The 15979-nt window shown below is 61.7% G+C and carries 17 protein-coding genes; 11 read left to right on the forward strand and 6 right to left on the reverse strand.

The features are described 5' to 3' along the window. Positions 1-73: 73 nt before the first annotated feature. The 9 genes from ARTSIC4J27_RS08895 (at position 74) to ARTSIC4J27_RS08935 (ending at position 9358) form a co-directional block, all read left to right on the forward strand. Entirely contained in the window at positions 74-1474 is a 1401-nt protein-coding gene (locus ARTSIC4J27_RS08895; RefSeq protein WP_050054845.1) for an NAD(P)/FAD-dependent oxidoreductase, read from the forward strand. Next, positions 1471-2196, forward strand: a complete 726-nt coding sequence (locus tag ARTSIC4J27_RS08900; RefSeq protein ID WP_050054846.1) for a DUF1365 domain-containing protein — start codon at positions 1471-1473, stop codon at positions 2194-2196. The genes ARTSIC4J27_RS08895 and ARTSIC4J27_RS08900 overlap by 4 nt, the downstream gene beginning before the upstream one ends. After that, positions 2193-3605 (forward strand): class I SAM-dependent methyltransferase, encoded by a 1413-nt coding sequence (locus tag ARTSIC4J27_RS08905; RefSeq protein ID WP_200900774.1) that lies wholly within the window; start codon positions 2193-2195, stop codon positions 3603-3605. Before ARTSIC4J27_RS08900 ends, ARTSIC4J27_RS08905 begins: the two co-directional genes overlap by 4 nt. 400 nt (positions 3606-4005) lie before the next feature. Further along, on the forward strand, positions 4006-4251 hold the full coding sequence (gene nrdH, locus ARTSIC4J27_RS08910; RefSeq protein WP_050054847.1) for a glutaredoxin-like protein NrdH: 246 nt from the start codon (positions 4006-4008) through the stop codon (positions 4249-4251). Positions 4252-4302: 51 nt separating this feature from the next. Continuing rightward, positions 4303-4851, forward strand: coding sequence for a class Ib ribonucleoside-diphosphate reductase assembly flavoprotein NrdI (nrdI, locus tag ARTSIC4J27_RS08915; RefSeq protein WP_327077642.1), 549 nt, complete (start codon positions 4303-4305; stop codon positions 4849-4851). Between the two features lie 20 nt (positions 4852-4871). Further along, positions 4872-6992, forward strand: a complete 2121-nt coding sequence (gene nrdE, locus ARTSIC4J27_RS08920; protein WP_050054848.1) for a class 1b ribonucleoside-diphosphate reductase subunit alpha — start codon at positions 4872-4874, stop codon at positions 6990-6992. Positions 6993-7089: 97 nt separating this feature from the next. Next, positions 7090-8064 carry a class 1b ribonucleoside-diphosphate reductase subunit beta gene (nrdF, locus tag ARTSIC4J27_RS08925; RefSeq protein WP_050054849.1) on the forward strand — a complete coding sequence of 325 codons (975 nt, stop codon included), beginning with the start codon at positions 7090-7092 and terminating at the stop codon, positions 8062-8064. 186 nt (positions 8065-8250) lie between these two features. Continuing rightward, positions 8251-8838, forward strand: coding sequence for a hypothetical protein (locus ARTSIC4J27_RS08930; RefSeq protein ID WP_152683821.1), 588 nt, complete (start codon positions 8251-8253; stop codon positions 8836-8838). Next, complete coding sequence (locus ARTSIC4J27_RS08935; protein ID WP_050054851.1) at positions 8810-9358, forward strand: DUF3039 domain-containing protein; 549 nt, start codon at positions 8810-8812, stop codon at positions 9356-9358. The genes ARTSIC4J27_RS08930 and ARTSIC4J27_RS08935 overlap by 29 nt, the downstream gene beginning before the upstream one ends. A 101-nt stretch (positions 9359-9459) precedes the next feature. On the opposite strand, the gene ARTSIC4J27_RS22100 is transcribed toward ARTSIC4J27_RS08935, so the two are convergent. Beyond that, positions 9460-9891, reverse strand: coding sequence for a helix-turn-helix domain-containing protein (locus tag ARTSIC4J27_RS22100; protein WP_083435385.1), 432 nt, complete (start codon positions 9889-9891; stop codon positions 9460-9462). A 747-nt stretch (positions 9892-10638) separates the two neighbouring features. Between ARTSIC4J27_RS22100 and ARTSIC4J27_RS22755 the strand changes: the two genes are divergently transcribed. After that, the gene (locus tag ARTSIC4J27_RS22755) at positions 10639-10815 is read left to right on the forward strand and encodes a hypothetical protein (RefSeq protein WP_161799559.1); all 177 of its coding nucleotides are present in this window, start codon (positions 10639-10641) and stop codon (positions 10813-10815) included. A gap of 47 nt (positions 10816-10862) precedes the next feature. On the opposite strand, the gene ARTSIC4J27_RS08940 is transcribed toward ARTSIC4J27_RS22755, so the two are convergent. Next, a complete protein-coding gene (locus ARTSIC4J27_RS08940; RefSeq protein WP_050054852.1) occupies positions 10863-11369 on the reverse strand; it encodes a hypothetical protein in 507 nt (168 codons plus the stop codon). A 281-nt stretch (positions 11370-11650) separates the two neighbouring features. Here ARTSIC4J27_RS08940 and ARTSIC4J27_RS08945 point away from each other — a divergent pair, with 281 nt between their 5' ends. Next, positions 11651-11938, forward strand: a complete 288-nt coding sequence (locus ARTSIC4J27_RS08945) for a hypothetical protein (protein WP_050054853.1) — start codon at positions 11651-11653, stop codon at positions 11936-11938. A gap of 77 nt (positions 11939-12015) precedes the next feature. On the opposite strand, the gene ARTSIC4J27_RS08950 is transcribed toward ARTSIC4J27_RS08945, so the two are convergent. From ARTSIC4J27_RS08950 to ARTSIC4J27_RS08960, 4 genes are all read right to left on the reverse strand, one after another. Continuing rightward, positions 12016-12801: a hypothetical protein gene (locus tag ARTSIC4J27_RS08950; RefSeq protein ID WP_050054854.1), complete on the reverse strand. Its 786-nt coding sequence runs from the start codon at positions 12799-12801 to the stop codon at positions 12016-12018. Between the two features lie 429 nt (positions 12802-13230). Then, complete coding sequence (locus tag ARTSIC4J27_RS22910; RefSeq protein WP_167344668.1) at positions 13231-13395, reverse strand: hypothetical protein; 165 nt, start codon at positions 13393-13395, stop codon at positions 13231-13233. Positions 13396-13536: 141 nt separating this feature from the next. After that, positions 13537-14619: a glycerophosphodiester phosphodiesterase gene (locus ARTSIC4J27_RS08955; RefSeq protein WP_050054855.1), complete on the reverse strand. Its 1083-nt coding sequence runs from the start codon at positions 14617-14619 to the stop codon at positions 13537-13539. 757 nt (positions 14620-15376) lie between these two features. Continuing rightward, on the reverse strand, positions 15377-15979 hold the full coding sequence (locus ARTSIC4J27_RS08960) for a hypothetical protein (protein WP_050054856.1): 603 nt from the start codon (positions 15977-15979) through the stop codon (positions 15377-15379).

Here is a 15979-nt window from a genome sequence, read left to right on the forward strand (position 1 = left end):
TCCGGCGGCCCGGGTGGTGCGAATTTCCCTCTGTATACCCATCACTGGCAAATGTTCAGCAGAGGAGCATCAATTGTCACCTGACCCAGCAGTAAGCGGAACCGGACGACGGCGGGTGGCCGTCATCGGCAGCGGCGTCGCCGGCCTGACGGCCGCCTATGTCCTCAACCGCGAGGACGACGTGACCTTGTTCGAGGCGGATTCGCGGCTGGGCGGGCACGCCCACACCCACGACATGCCGCAACCGGACGGCTCGGTTCTCGGCGTGGACACCGGATTCATCGTCCATAACGAGCGGACGTACCCCACGTTGCTGCGGCTGTTTGCCGAGCTGGGGGTGGAAACCCAGGACTCCGAAATGAGCATGTCCATCCGCTGCGACGGCTGCGGGCTGGAATACGCCGGTGCCCGCGGCGGTGCCCGCGGCATCATCGCCCGCCCGTCCAGCCTGCTGCGGGGGCGCTACCTGCTGATGCTCCTGGAAGTCACCCGCTTTTACCGTAAGGCCAGGGCTCTGCTGACCACGGCCCCGGTTTCCGCAGTCAGCCCGGACGAGGCAGTTCCCGAACTGACCCTGGGTGAGTTCCTCGAGCGTGAAAACTTCAGCCCCTACTTCGTTTCCCACTTTATGACCCCGGTGGTCAGCGCCGTCTGGTCCTGCGATCCCACCACCGCTTTGGCCTACCCGGCCCGCTATCTCTTCACGTTCCTGGGACACCACGGGCTGCTCGGCGTCAAGGGCTCACCCCAGTGGCGCACGGTCACCGGCGGGTCGGCGCGGTACGTGGAGAAGCTGGCGGCCACCCTCCCGGATGTCCGGCTCAACACACCCGTCTCCGCAGTCCGGCGGCATGCGCTGGGCATCGAGGTGGTGACGGAAGCCGGCGTCGAGGATTTCGAGGCCGTTGTCATCGCAACCCACCCGGCGCAGGCGCTCGGGTTCCTGGCCGACGCCACGCCGGATGAGAAGGAAGCGCTGGGCGGGATGCCGTATTCGGTGAACCACACGGTGTTCCACCGGGACCCTGCCGTCCTGCCGTCCGCCGGGAACGCCAGGGCATCGTGGAACTACCGGCTGCCGTCCTGCGAAGCCCGGCCGGACAAGGTCCTGGTCAGCTACGACCTGACCCGCCTGCAGCGGTTGAGCCCGCTGGACGGCAAGCGGTACCTGGTGAGCCTGGGGGAGTCTGAACTCATCGCCGATGACGCCGTACTGGAGCGGATGGTCTACGAGCACCCGCAGTACACGCCTGAATCAGTGCAGGCACAGCAGGCAATCGCGGCACTCAGCGACAGCCGGATTGCCTATGCCGGCGCCTACCTTGGCTGGGGTTTCCATGAGGACGGCGCGCTGTCCGGCGTCCGGGCCGCCGGAAAGCTTGGCCGGCAATGGGCTCCTGTCCTGCCCGCTGAAGGGCCCGGTTCGTTCGACGACGGCGGGCGGCAGCTTGCTGCCGCCGCGGAACCAGTATGAGCTCCGCGATCTACCGCACGTCCATCTCGCACGTGCGGCATACCCCCTTGAAAAACTCGTTTACGTACCGCAGCTACAGCTGGTTCGTCGACGTTGACAGGCTTCCGCGGCTGCCGTTCCTGCTGCGGCCATTGGCCGTCTTCCGGTCCGGCGACCATCTGGGCGATCCGGACGCCACCATCCGCAGCAACGTGGAGCGGTACCTGCGCACGCAGGGGATAGAGCCCGACGGCGGCCCTATCCACATGCTGACCAGCGCCAGGGTTTTCGGCTACGTTTTCAATCCGCTGACGCTGTTCTGGTGCTACCGCTCCAGCGGCGAGCTTGAGTGCGTGGTTGCCGAAGTCCACAACACGTACGGTGAGCGGCACTGCTATCTCCTCCGGACGGACCCCTCCGGGCGCGCTTCCGTTCCCAAGGCGTTCTACGTTTCACCGTTCAACGATGTGGACGGGCAATACCGGATGAAGCTGCCTGCGCCAGGGGAGAAGCTGGCCGTTTCCATCGTCCTGGACCGCGAGGGCCACCGGCCGTTTGTCGCAGCCATGGATGGTTCGCGCCGGCCCGCCACTCTGCGGAACATCCTGGCGGCGGCGTTCACGGTTCCGGCCGCGCCGCTGTTGGTTTCGGCGCTCATCCGGGTACAGGGCATTACACTCTGGGCAAGACGCCTGCCCGTCGTCGCCAGACCACACCACCCCTCACAGGAGGCAGTTCAATGACAATGACGGACAACAACGAAACGGCTGCAGCTCCTTTCCGGGACAAGGCCGCGCAGCAGGCTGAAGGCAAAGCCACGAAGGCGGCGCTCGGCCAGGGCGCCACGCAGCTGGCGGGAGCCTGGAACCCAACGGGAGTGCCGGCGTCGCCCGCCACCATCGATGCGGAGCTGTGGCCGGGAGTGGCCCAGCCGCCGTCGGGAGCCAAAGCAGCCATCGCCGGGAAGGCCGCCGGACTCCTCTTCAAGGGGGCAGTCAAGCGCCTGCCGCTGCGGGTGGAGTACCCGGACGGCACTGTCCTGGGGATAGGCGGGCCGGATGCCCCGGTGATGGTCATGGTCCGGCCGGAAGCGTTTGAAGCCCGGATCGGGGACAACGGCCTGATCGGGCTGGGTGAGTCGTTTATGGCCGGGGACTGGGAGGCCAGCGACCTGGCCGGCGTCCTCGAGGTGTTTGCCGCGTCGGTGGACACGCTGATTCCCACTCCGCTGCAGAAACTCCGGGCCCTGTACCTGCCGCGTACCCCGCGGCAGGAGCGTAATGCCGAACACAACACGCGCAGCAACATTTCCCGGCACTACGACCTCTCCAACGACCTGTTCTCGAACTTCCTCGACTCCACCATGAGCTACTCCTCAGCCCTGTTCCCGGCTGACGCCGGAGCGCTGGGCTCCGTGGGATGGGAGGCCCTGGCGGAAGCACAGCGGGCAAAAATTGACCGGCTGCTGGACAAAGCCGGCGTGGGAGAAGGGACCCGGCTGCTGGAAATCGGCACCGGGTGGGGCGAGCTGGCACTGCGGGCAGCGGCCCGCGGCGCCACCGTCTACAGCGTCACCCTCTCCAGCGAGCAGCAGGCCCTTGCACAGGAGCGCATCGCCGCGGCCGGTTATTCGGACCGCGTCACAGTGGCGCTGCAGGACTACCGGGCAGTGGAAGGCGAGTACGACGCCGTGGTGTCCGTGGAGATGATCGAGGCCGTGGGCTACGAATACTGGCCCATCTATTTCCAGACCATCGACCGCGTCCTGGCGCCGGGCGGAAAGGTGGCCATCCAGGCGATCACCATGCCCCACGGCAGGATGCTGGCCACCCGGAACGCCTACACCTGGGTCCACAAGTACATCTTCCCCGGCGGCTTCCTGCCGTCCGTCCGGGCGATCGAGACCGTCACCCAGCAGCACACCACGCTGCGCGTGCGCGAGCGGATGGGCATGGGGGACCACTACGCCGCCACGCTGCGTTTGTGGGAGGAGCGGTTCCTGGAGCGGTCCCGCGAGGTGGCGGAGCTAGGCTTCGATGCGGTGTTCCAGCGGATGTGGCTGTTCTACCTGTGCTACTCCCGGGCAGGCTTCCAGTCCGGCTACCTGGATGTGCAGCAGGTTGTGCTGGACCGCCGGGAGGTCCAGCTCTAGCAGCCGCTGCCTGCGGCGGGGTGTGGCACCTGGCCGCGGGCCGGCGTCGTGCGTTTGGTCACCTGAAGGGGTTCCGAAGGTCACTTCGGAGCCCCTTTTTGGTGCCGTCCGCACTCCGCCGCTACTCCGCGCGGCAGGTGCGACACGCCGTCTTTTCCACGACACGCTGGGCGTTAATTGTGGCTAAGTACTCCACAGGGTGTGGATTCCGTCCGCGAAAACAGCGGGATTCCGGACATTTTGAAGGCCTCTCCCTGTGGATTAAAGGTGCATTAAATGACATACTTGTAATACATCATCTTGGGGTTCCAAAGAGGCGTCTGCACTAGATGTAGTATCTAGGTACAGCTTGGGCGGGAACACCGGACGAGCAAGTTTTCCAGAAAAGGGGACAGGAACCATGACCGTAACGGTTTACACAAAGCCTGCTTGTGTTCAGTGCAACGCCACCTACCGGGCTCTCGACAAGAAGGGCATCGCGTACCAGAGTGTTGACATCTCCCAGGACGCCGAAGCCCTCGAGCGCCTGAAGGCACTGGGTTACATGCAGGCCCCCGTTGTGGTCACCGACCAGGACCACTGGTCAGGCTTCCGCCCGGACAAGATCGAGGAACTGGCGCTCTCCGCAGTTTCCTCCGTGGCCTAAGGGGTCACACTTTTTCCTGCCGGCAACCGTCAACCAGCTGAGGTGACTCCCATGGCAGCACCAGCAGCACAGGAATCCTACACGGCGCAGGACTCCTATACATCGCAGGGAGCCTCCGGAAGGCAGCAAATCAACGCGGCTCAGCGCGGGGATGCTGCGGAGCCGGTTTCCGCGGTTGTCACCGGCAGCCAGCTCATCTACTTTTCCTCGGCATCCGAGAACACCAGCCGCTTCGTCTCGAAGCTTGGCCGTGAGGTGGCCCGGATTCCGCTGCTCCCGAAGGATGCACCCCTCCTTGCCACCCGGCCCTATGTGCTGGTGGTGCCAACATATGGCGGCACCAGGGGAGAAGGATCCGTTCCAAAGCAGGTCATCCGGTTCCTGAACAACCCGCAGAACAGGCAGCTGATCCGCGGCGTGATCGGGGCCGGCAACACAAACTTCGGGGACAACTACTGCATGGCGGGGGACATCATCGCCGTCAAGTGCGGAGTACCGCACCTCTACCGCTTCGAATTAATGGGCACGCCAGACGACGTGACCCGTGTAAACAATGGATTGGACACGTTTTGGACACGACTGTCGCAGACACAGAAGTAACCAGGGCCCAGAAGCCTGAGATGCCTGCCGCCTACAAGGGCCTGGGCTATCACGAGCTGAACGCGATGCTGAACCTGTATGGTCCCAGCGGCGAGATCCAGTTCGAGGCGGACCGCGAGGCCGCCCACCAGTACTTCCTGCAGCACGTGAACAACAACACCGTGTTCTTCCATGACCTGGAAGAGAAGCTCGAATACCTGGTCAAGAACGACTACTACGAGCGCGAAACCCTCGACCAGTACACGATGAACTTCATCCGTGACCTGTTCAACCGCGCCTACAAAAAGAAGTTCCGCTTCGAGACCTTCCTGGGCGCGTTCAAGTTCTACACGTCCTACACACTGAAGACGTTTGACGGCAAGCGTTTCCTGGAGCGCTACGAGGACCGCGTGTGCATGGTTGCCCTGCACCTGGCCCGCGGCAACGAGCAGCTCGCCCTGCAGATGGTGGACGAGATCATCGAGGGCCGCTTCCAGCCGGCCACCCCCACCTTCCTGAACGCCGGCAAGAAGCAGCGCGGCGAGCTGGTGTCCTGCTTCCTGCTGCGCATCGAAGACAACATGGAGTCGATCGGCCGCTCCATCAACTCCGCCCTGCAGCTGTCCAAGCGCGGCGGCGGCGTGGCTTTCGCACTGACCAACATCCGTGAGGTGGGCGCGCCCATCAAGCAGATCGAGAACCAGTCTTCCGGCGTCATCCCGGTGATGAAGCTCCTCGAAGACAGCTTCTCCTACGCCAACCAGCTGGGTGCCCGCCAGGGTGCCGGTGCCGTGTACCTGCACGCGCACCACCCGGACATCTACCGGTTCCTGGACACCAAGCGGGAGAACGCGGACGAGAAGATCCGCATCAAGACCCTCTCCCTTGGCGTGGTCATCCCGGACATCACGTTCGAGCTGGCCAAGAAGGACGAGGACATGTACCTGTTCTCGCCGTACGACGTCGAACGCGTCTACGGCATGCCGTTCTCCGACGTCTCGGTCACCGAGAAGTACTACGAGATGGTGGACGATTCCCGGATCAAGAAGACCAAGATCAAGGCCCGCGAGTTCTTCCAGACCCTCGCCGAGATCCAGTTCGAATCCGGCTACCCGTACATCATGTTCGAGGACAAGGTGAACCGGGCCAACCCGATCGACGGCAAGATCATCATGTCCAACCTGTGCTCGGAGATCCTCCAGGTCTCCCAGCCCACCACGTACAACGATGACCTGTCCTACGCTGACACCGGCAAGGACATCTCCTGCAACCTGGGCTCGCTGAACATCGCCAAGACCATGGACTCGCCGGACTTCGGCCTGACCATCGAGACGGCCATCCGCTCGCTGTCGGCGGTCTCGGACATGTCCAACATCACCTCGGTGCCCTCCATCGCCAAGGGCAACGACCAGAGCCACGCCATCGGCCTGGGCCAGATGAACCTGCACGGCTACCTTGCCCGCGAGCGGGTGCACTACGGTTCCGAAGAAGGCCTGGACTTCACCAACATCTACTTCTACTCGGTGGTGTACCACGCCATCCGCGCCTCCAACCTGCTGTCCATCGAGACCGGCCAGACCTTCGGCGGCTTCGAAAAGTCCAAGTACGCCTCGGGCGAGTTCTTCGACAAATACACGGAGCAGGAGTGGATGCCGCAGACCGAGAAGGTCCGCGAGTTGTTCAAAAACGTGCACATCCCCACACAGGCTGACTGGCTGGCGCTGAAGGCTTCGGTCATGGAGCACGGCATCTACAACCAGAACCTGCAGGCTGTCCCGCCCACCGGTTCCATCTCCTACATCAACAACTCCACCTCCTCGATCCACCCGGTGGCGTCCAAGATCGAGATCCGCAAGGAAGGCAAGATCGGCCGCGTCTACTACCCGGCGCCGTACCTGACCAACGACAACCTGGAGTACTACCAGGACGCGTACGAGATCGGCTACGAGAAGGTCATCGACACCTACGCTGCCGCCACCCAGCACGTGGACCAGGGCCTGTCCCTGACGCTGTTCTTCAAGGACACCGCCACCACCCGCGACATCAACAAGGCCCAGATCTACGCCTGGAAGAAGGGCATCAAGACCATCTACTACATCCGTCTCCGCCAACTCGCGCTGGAAGGGACTGAGGTGGAGGGCTGCGTTTCATGCATGCTGTAGTTGTAGCTTCAACTAACTTGTGAAGTACGACGGCGGGCGCCCGCCCGCCGTCGTACGCTTTAACTTAGAGAAACCCACCCAACGTTTAGGGGATGACATGACCGAGAAGGTCAAGCTGCTGAGCCACGTCGAGGCCATTAACTGGAACCGCATCCAGGACGACAAGGACGTAGAGGTCTGGAACCGGCTCGTCAACAACTTCTGGCTGCCGGAGAAGGTGCCGCTGTCCAATGACGTCCAGTCCTGGAACACCCTAACGCCCGCTGAGCAGCAGCTCACCATGCGCGTGTTCACCGGCCTGACCCTGCTGGACACCATCCAGGGCACGGTCGGCGCTGTCTCCCTGATCCCGGACGCGCTCACCCCGCATGAAGAAGCCGTGTACACCAACATCGCCTTCATGGAGTCCGTGCACGCCAAGAGCTACTCCTCGATCTTCTCCACGTTGGCCTCCACCAAGGAGATCGACGAGGCGTTCCGCTGGTCCACCGAGAACTCGAACCTTCAGAAGAAGGCCCAGATCGTCATGGACTACTACCAGGGTGACGATCCCCTGAAGCGGAAGGTGGCTTCCACGCTGCTGGAGAGCTTCCTGTTCTACTCGGGCTTCTACCTGCCCATGTACTGGTCTTCACGCGCCAAGCTCACGAACACCGCTGACCTGATCCGCCTGATCATCCGGGACGAGGCCGTGCACGGCTACTACATCGGCTACAAGTTCCAGAAGGGCCTCGAAGGCCTGTCCGAGGAACGCAAGCAGGAAATCAAGGACTACACGTTCGAGCTGCTCTTCGAGCTGTACGAAAACGAAGTCCAGTACACGCACGACCTCTACGACGGCGTTGGCCTGGCTGAGGACGTCAAGAAGTTCCTGCACTACAACGCCAACAAGGCCCTGATGAACCTGGGCTACGAGGCAATGTTCCCGTCCTCCGTTACCGATGTGAACCCGGCCATCCTCTCTGCGTTGTCCCCGAACGCTGACGAGAACCACGACTTCTTCTCCGGCTCGGGTTCCTCGTACGTCATCGGCAAGGCTGTCAACACCGAAGACGAGGACTGGGACTTCTAGTTTTTTTCTGTGAGATCGGAGGCTAGTTGGCGGTTTAGCGACTAGTTGGCGATTTGGGACCGGAGATTTGGCGAAGACCGGCCTATCTGGCGGCTTTGCCTGAAAGTCTCGAAGCTTGTTTCAGCATTTGGAGCCAACTGGGAATATGGAGGTAGCTCGCCTGTGGCGTGGCCAACTATGCGCGTCTTGAAAGAACTTACCCGAGGCTGGGAGGACATTCGTCAGCGTTCCTTAATTGCCGGGGGCGACTGGAAAAGCCTTCCGGCGCTATCAGAACTCTCTCATCCCGCCATCCAAGTGTGTCAGGACTTTGACACGAACCCGGCAAGTCCAAAGTACGAACGCCACAAGGAGGCTACGCAGGCTGCCGGGTACCCCGTTGTGGAGGCAAGAGACCTGAAGACCGGACCAGGGTGGCGTGCAGCCGTAATTGTTCAGGACGGTGTTTCGTGGATCGTCCACGCCGATACACACGATCGATTTCACGCTGGGGTCTCTAGCCGTTTCGGTGGTCAGCTTCGGGAGGCAACTGAGCCGACCGAGCTGGATTTCGCTTTGAGGAAGCTCAAGCTGGCCGAGAGGGAAGTGATGAGGTCGGTGAAGGAGTGGCAGGAACACATCATTCTTGTGACGCTCACGGCGTTCCGCAAGGCGTTCAAGGAGCATCCGGACGGTCGGGAAGTTAAAGTGATGCTTCCGTGCCCCCCCTTCGGCCTTGTTGCAGTCCGGAATCCCTGCAGTAGACGTGGAGCTCACCATCTCCGTGATCGCTGAGGAACCTCAGGGGACTGAAGAAGGCCACGAAATCGGGGAGACACTTGCCGAGGTCAACCTCAAGTTCGATTCGTGGAAATTTGTGGGTGCTCAGGGCGGATCTTCGGCATATGCGCGGGGTGTCGAGACTATTCTCCTGACTACGATCCTGCCTATTCTGGATAGTCGCGAGGAAACGTGGGCGAAGGAACCGGCGGCTCACTATGGCTTGGATGGAAGCTTGAGGTTCAGCATCGAAATGTCGAGGATGCGCGCCCTCCAGATTGTTTTTGCTGCAGAAAATGAGGGAATCTCTGCTGAAGCTTCAGGGCAGGCAACTCGAGCCGATGTCCACCATTTTGTTACAGGCGAAGCACTGAAATCCGCTATTGCTGAGCAAAAGCCACTACGGGCTGCTTGTGGTTATTGGTTCGTCCCAGCAAGGTTTCCCGATGGCCTTCCTTTGTGCGATGACTGTTCGAAGCAGGGTCTTGTCATACGGTTTCTTGAGCAGATGGGGGCAGGGCCGCTGCAACGTTGAGGCGAACTCGAATGCGGCCTCACCATGACGCGCAAAACAAAACCGGTCGGTCCCAACTGAAGGGGGCCGACCGGTTTTTGAATCTTTGGGGATTTACGAAGCTAGTAGCCGAGCTTCCGGGCTGTGTCTGGATCGACGCCAGCGACGGCCGGTATCAACTGATCAATCGCCTGTGATCGGTTCGCGAATGCAGCAGCAACATCGCGAGATGCCTGCGCCTGGCGATCTTTCAAAGCAAAAACCGATTCTGCTGAGATTCGTTGGTCACGGGCTCCCACCACGCGGGAACAGAGTTCACCTTCCGCGATCATTTTTAGAATAGTGGGGCGGCTTACGTTTAGGACTTGAGCCGCTTCATTGGGGGTAAGCTCCTCGCATTGGGACAGAACTTGAACGGTGAGACCGCGGCGCACAAGGCCGAGGACCTCCTGAAATGCCTCAGTTATCTTCGACTCCGGGTCAAGATGTTTAACTGCCTCTTCAACTGCGTTTATTTCGGCAGTTGGGACGGTGTTGGCCGGGATGGTTTTCATTACTTATCGCCTACTTCTTCTCTGCTCGCCTTGGCTATGTCATGTGTAGCAGGTGTCGTAAATGTAGCAAGTGAAAGCCCGCGCGGGCAAGCTAAGGACATGCTTTCTGACTCTCGTGGAGGAGGGGTACCACTGTGAACCAGGAAGGGATGCCGCGGCTGGTGGGGTTTGCCTGTAGTGGGACTCCAGGCTGAGCGGCGGCTCCGGGTCGACTATAGTGGCCCACCCGCCGCCGTAACGAACACGCAGCAGTCACTATAGGCAGGTACTACATGCGCGACGTCCAACCGGGCTTGGTCCTGGACCAGATCCAGTGCCCCCCGGCGCCTCATTGTACTGAGGCGGATACTGCGGGTCGTCGGTTCCACATACGTCCGGCGATCTTCTGCCGTCAACCGGCCGGAGCTGAGTCCGTGATGAGCGGATGTGCCGTCTATGTCCAAGAAGTGGCTGTAAGGCCGTCACTCCACCAGCGCTAATCGAGTCCGCCTCCCTCGTAAAGTGCGCTGCACCACGACGAGTGAAGCGAACAGGGCATTGGTTCGCCGTGACCTCATGATCGACTTGTAGACTCAACTGGAGTTTGCAAGGCAAAAGCGGTGCTGAATTGTGGGGGGACATGATGAGTTCACCTGGACGGAATATCCTAGCCGGGCTTGCTCGAAAGATTAAAGAAGAAGCTGGCTACAGGTGTGCCATCCCCACTTGCAGGGGGACCTCTGGCCTAGAGATGGCGCATATCGTACCGTGGGCGAAAGTGAAGGCACACTCGTTCGACAATCTGAGCTTCGCGGAATTCAGGTCGGCGGCCGGGGCGTGTGGCGCATCGGGGCCAACGACATCGAGGACTACATCGCCGAAGCGTACCGGCGCACCGTCGAAAGGATTGCTGCTGGGGAACTGAAGGATGAAGGGCAAGCGTAGCCGCCCATAACGTGCCTTCACCCTCACGGTTCAAGTTGGCTGACCCCTTAGGCCGGTTGGACAACACGCACTCCTGACACCCTCAGGCTGGTCGCGTTGCCTTCGCTGTATCGGAAGGGGACGAAGGCCTCGACGGAGCCTGAATAAGGGCAGGTGTCTGTGGACGACAGCAGATTAAAGGTGAAGGTTTCCCCTTGGATTACGGAAACCCGGCTGTCTTGTTGATCTGCCCCTGAAAGGCGACATGTGATTGCACCAGTGCTATCTGTCGCGACGGCATTTTGCAATGAGGATTTGATAATCAATGTCTCAAAAGATGTGCCTTCCCACGGCACCGGTATCTGCTGAATGACGACGTTCATCTGACCGCTAACGAAGGTGAGGATCTCTTGTGTCTCTCCGTCCGGTGTGACAATGTAAAGCGGATCACCCTCCAGGGGAAGGCTGAAAACTTGGGCGGCCCTGGGAGAAGCTGCCTGTGCCGGTGCGATCGATCCGATGACGGCAACGGAAAGCGTGATGAGCAAAACTGCGAAAGCTTTATTTCGGGTCATGATTGTCTCCGAGGAATTGTCTAAATACGAGCCGGGTTGCCGGTCGTAAATTTGAGCCCGAAGGGGCGTTCGGGACGCGGCCCTAACTGCAGCCGACAACGGCCACTCTCGGTCCTGCCGTAGAGGACCTGAATGTGCGGCAATTGTATTTCTGAAATGGACTGGCTGGCCTACCCAATTTTGCTGCGTTGACCCTAATACGAAGCCGTGAGCTACCCTCTGCGAAGGACACGCCTCACGGGTTCCGCAAGACTGTCGGTGCCCGGGAGCACCATGGAAGCATGACGGCTCCAACTGTTGAGGCGGCGATCCACGAACTGATGGATCTCGCCTGGAATCTTGTCTATGACCTGCTCGGGCAGCGGGGCCTGCTCGGTGACGGGTTGTTCGTCGAGGAGTACACCGGGATCCATTCCTGGGTGGAAGACCTCACCCGCTACACGGTGGTCCATTCCCGGGAGGTGGCGGTCCTGTTCGTGGACACCCGGCCCGTGGACGCCATTGTCTTCCGCCATGACCTGCTGGGCGCCGACGACCCGAAGAGCTATTTCGTGCTCCCATGGGCTTAGTGCCGGGGACGCCGCATTTCCCCGTCCATGCAATGAGTTGGCGCGCCGCAGGTGGGATCGCCTATCGGATTAGCTGGTCACTTGTAGGACCTGAACACGATCGAGTCGAAGACGGCGCGTGCCTCTCTCATCAGCTCCGGGTTGATCGAGTCGTCGATATGGCCCACCCCGGTCACAGCCCGCTGGCCGTTCAGGTCGACCACCCGGCAGGTTTCGCGTTCGCCCCGAGTGGAGTACCCGTGTGTGCAGGTGAATCTATTTTCTGAGTGGATACATAACCTATCGGCATCGCAGGCGTTGATGTCCACATCGCCCTCGACGGAGTGGTCGAACTCGAAGCCGGAGTAATTGCCGACCATGACCTTGGTGGGAGGGGTGCTTGCCGTTGACGACTGCGCCGCCATAGCCTTACTGAAGGCCTCGGCCGACGGACCGACATCGGCAAGGGCGCCCATCCACCTGCACGCGTCCATCGACACATAGTTGGCAGGCCAAAGCGTTATATAGACGGCCCATTCAGCCGGGTGATCCGGGTCGTCCTTGCCCAAGCTTTTGCTGTCGAGAGCAAACCAGCCGTCTGAGACGGTGATCTCGAAAGGTTCCTTGTAGCCGGCGACGGGGACGAGGTACGTGCCGGCGTCGATGTCGCCACTCTCCGGCAGCGGTGGGACCGTGCGGGTGCCGCCGTCGGTCGGCGGCGGTGGGAGTGTCAGCTCCGTAGTTGGAGCACTGACGGACGGGAGAGGAACATCGTCGGACTCATACTGACAGCCGCCAAGACTTGCAATCAGTGCGATCGCTATCAGGGGCAGGAGGTGGCGAGGTCGTTGAGCGGCTTTTTCGAGGGGTGTCCTGGAACTCATCGATCCACCAAGCCGCTACAGGGGTACCGTGAGGCCCCGCAGCCGGGTGGCCTCGCGGGCGGCCCGGGATGGGATGCCGTCGCCTCAAGTCTCCTCCGGCACATGACCCGTGACAATTAAGAGTTGTACGGTGATCGTCCTCAGCACAGTTCGGGCAAGGAAACCGACGGTACGGGGCTCCAGCTGCTCGACGACGTATATGCGGCCAGGATAGGACCGCGGCCTCCGTGTGGGTACGCAAGAATCCCAGCAGGGGATGCCGAGGAACCCGAATGGCGAGAATCCGTGGAAGATCTTTTCGGAGCGGCTGCGCGCGGCGTTGCGGTAAGGGCGCGCGACGCCATCTTGCAACTGGTCGACTCTGACCAGGCAAAGCGATCAGGGCCCACTCAGGATTTGGGGCACAACGCTTGACCTGGGTGATAGGGCTTACAGGTTGTTCGTTGGCGGGGCAGCACGTTTCAACTCGGCGATCCGCAGCCGAAGGAAGACGATTGCCAACACCAGGGCGTACACCGCAAGAGCGGCCAGGACTATGCTGAGTGCTGCGGACAGGATGCCGAGAAAGCTGAACGCGGGACTGAGACTAAACATTGCTACCCCCAAATAGTCGTTGCCCCTAGGCTACGCGAGGAGATCCCCTGCGGCCGGGCACGAAAAAGGTGCGTCCCGTCCGCTGGGCGCACCTTTCTCGATCCTTCAGTTATGCGGCCGTTCGACAGCCAATTTCGCCGGTCAACTCGCTGCTGGCTCGCCGGGCTCCAACGTGTACTGCTTGGGCAGCTTCAGGGACCGCTCGGCCATGACGTCGCGGAGACGGTCCGGGTAGTCGGTGATGAGCCCGTCGACGCCGGCCTCTATAAGGGCACGCATCGTTGGCTGGTCGTTGACGGTCCAGGGGATGACCTGCATGCCCTTGGCGTGCGCCCGTTCCACCATGTCGGCTGTGACGTACGGGACGTAGCCTGCATCGGTGACCTTCCCGTTCTGCGGGTTTCCGTGAACGGGAGAGATGGCGTCGAAGCCGAGCGACGCAGCCGCATCGACGAGGTCCCCGCCGAAGTCATCGGAGTCAATGCCGCCAAGCCAGGGTGAGGCTCCGTGCTGTCCGGCCTGCAGGAAGTCCTTGTTGGTCAGGGCCACGGTCCGGAGGCCCGGTTCGCGTTCCTGCACGAGGCGGAGGGCGCCCCAGTCAAAGCTCTGGATGGAGACGCGGTGTTCCATGTTGGCGGCCCTGATCTCGCGGATGGCAACGTCCACGAACTGCTCGCGCGGTGCGGTCTGCTCGGGGGCACCGGCCTCAACCTTGGTTTCGATGTTGAACTTCACCTGGCTGGCCCGGTACTGCTTCGTGAGGTCAAAGACCTCAGCCAGGGTCGGCATCTTCGCGCCGGGGGAGGCCTGCTGGCCGGGGTAGTTGGCCAGCGTCAGGGAGCCGCAGTCCAGGCTGCGGACCTGATCGAAGGTGAGGTCCTTGATGTACTTGCCGACGTAGGGGAACTGCGGGTCTCCTGCCGTGACGGGGGCGGTGTCCTGGCACTTGAGGCCACTGATCTTGCGGTCGTGGGTGACGACTTCCCGGCCGTCCTTGGTGATCTGCAGGTCGAGTTCGAGAGTGCTGACCCCTGTCTCCAAGCCCTTGGCAAAGGATGCCAGGGTTGATTCGACGGTGAGTCCGAGCCCGCCGCGGTGTGCCTGCAGGTCGAAGCGGTTATCCATGCCGTTGGGGTTGGTGTCGGCCGCCTGCGCCGGGAGGGTTGTCCCCAGTGCGAGGCCGGCGGTCAGTGCAGCCGCGGTCAGGAGCTTGGTGTACTTCACAATGCTTCTCCAGATTGATGTTGGGGGAGTGACGCGGCAGGGATTTGCCGCCCCAGGAAAGCCCCCAAGCTACTTACCAGTAGTGAACGGGCTGTAGCGGGCTGGTGAACTGCGACTGTCGGAGGGGAGTAGTCGGCCTGCTCTGCGGCGCGGACGAAGTGCGGACACGAAAAAGGTGCGCCCCGTTCGCTGAGCGCACCCATTTCGATTACCCCTCACACCGGATCCCCATCCGACTGCACTTATTGTAAGCATGCTTAGCAATCTGTGCGCAAGGGCTCTTGGGGCGATCAGTTCCTTGTCGCCTGGCGAGACGCGGGTATAACTAACTTCCTTTGGGCCACGTGAAACCCAGTTGCAGTAATCCCCCCATACCGTGCATTTCACCGGCTAACGGGCGCAACCACATGTCGATTCAGGTCGGACTACGGTACCGCCGATGGGATGTCTAGAGGGTAAAACTAACTCTGTTTCGTTCACGACCCTTGGGCTATGCGCCATGCCACCAACATGAACGCGGCGGCGGCAAACGCTCCGGAGGCGACAACCAGGCTCACGATTGGTGACTCCCGGATTACGGCTGTTCGCAAAATGAGAGTTCCCACACCCGACACCGCAAAGACAAGCCAGGCCGAGGCTTGAGGCCCTGCGAAAGCAGGGCCTCAAGCCTTTCCTCGTCGCTGGCCCTAAGCGATGGCCGCGTCATCGAGGTGCAGGCGCCGGGAGCGGCGGGTGACACCCCTGGCCCAGAACACGATCATGAGCCCTGCCGTGGCCGAGCCGCCGGCGTGAATCCACGGCGAGCTAAAGGCCCCCGCGGGGTGGGAATCGCGAAGGCCACCACCACGGCGGCCACAGCCAGGAGAACCTCCACAGTCGCCTGCAGTGACCTGGTCCGGTATTTTGGATAGGCCAGTCGGACGATGGGGATTGCTGGCAGCAGGAACAGGCCCAGACTGAAGACCACGAAGACGGCGTTGAAAGTGAAGATCACCAGGCCCAACACCAGCAAGCCCACGAATGCCAGCACCTGCCCAACCTTGAGCGGGTTAGCCGCTGTCCACCCGGTCAGCAGCAGACCCCACGCGGGCAGGCCGAGGAGCCAGCCGACGGCCCAGAAGCCGAGGTTCAACAGTGCCAGGACCACGAGCAGGGCGCCGGGCAGCAGGAACGCCGCGGACTGCCGCAGCGACGGCAGCTTCCGGGTCGGGCCGAAGATGCAGGCCCCGATCAGGAGGTAGGCGGCCGCGTACCAGGGCAGCAGCTGGATGACAGGGTCCGCCAGGTTGAACACCATCAGGGTCAGCGCTGGGACCATGACGCACACCGCGGCGAAGGGCCAGGGGCGGCGTTCCGGCAT

The organism is Pseudarthrobacter siccitolerans (genome assembly GCF_001046895.1).
Taxonomy (GTDB): domain Bacteria; phylum Actinomycetota; class Actinomycetes; order Actinomycetales; family Micrococcaceae; genus Arthrobacter; species Arthrobacter siccitolerans.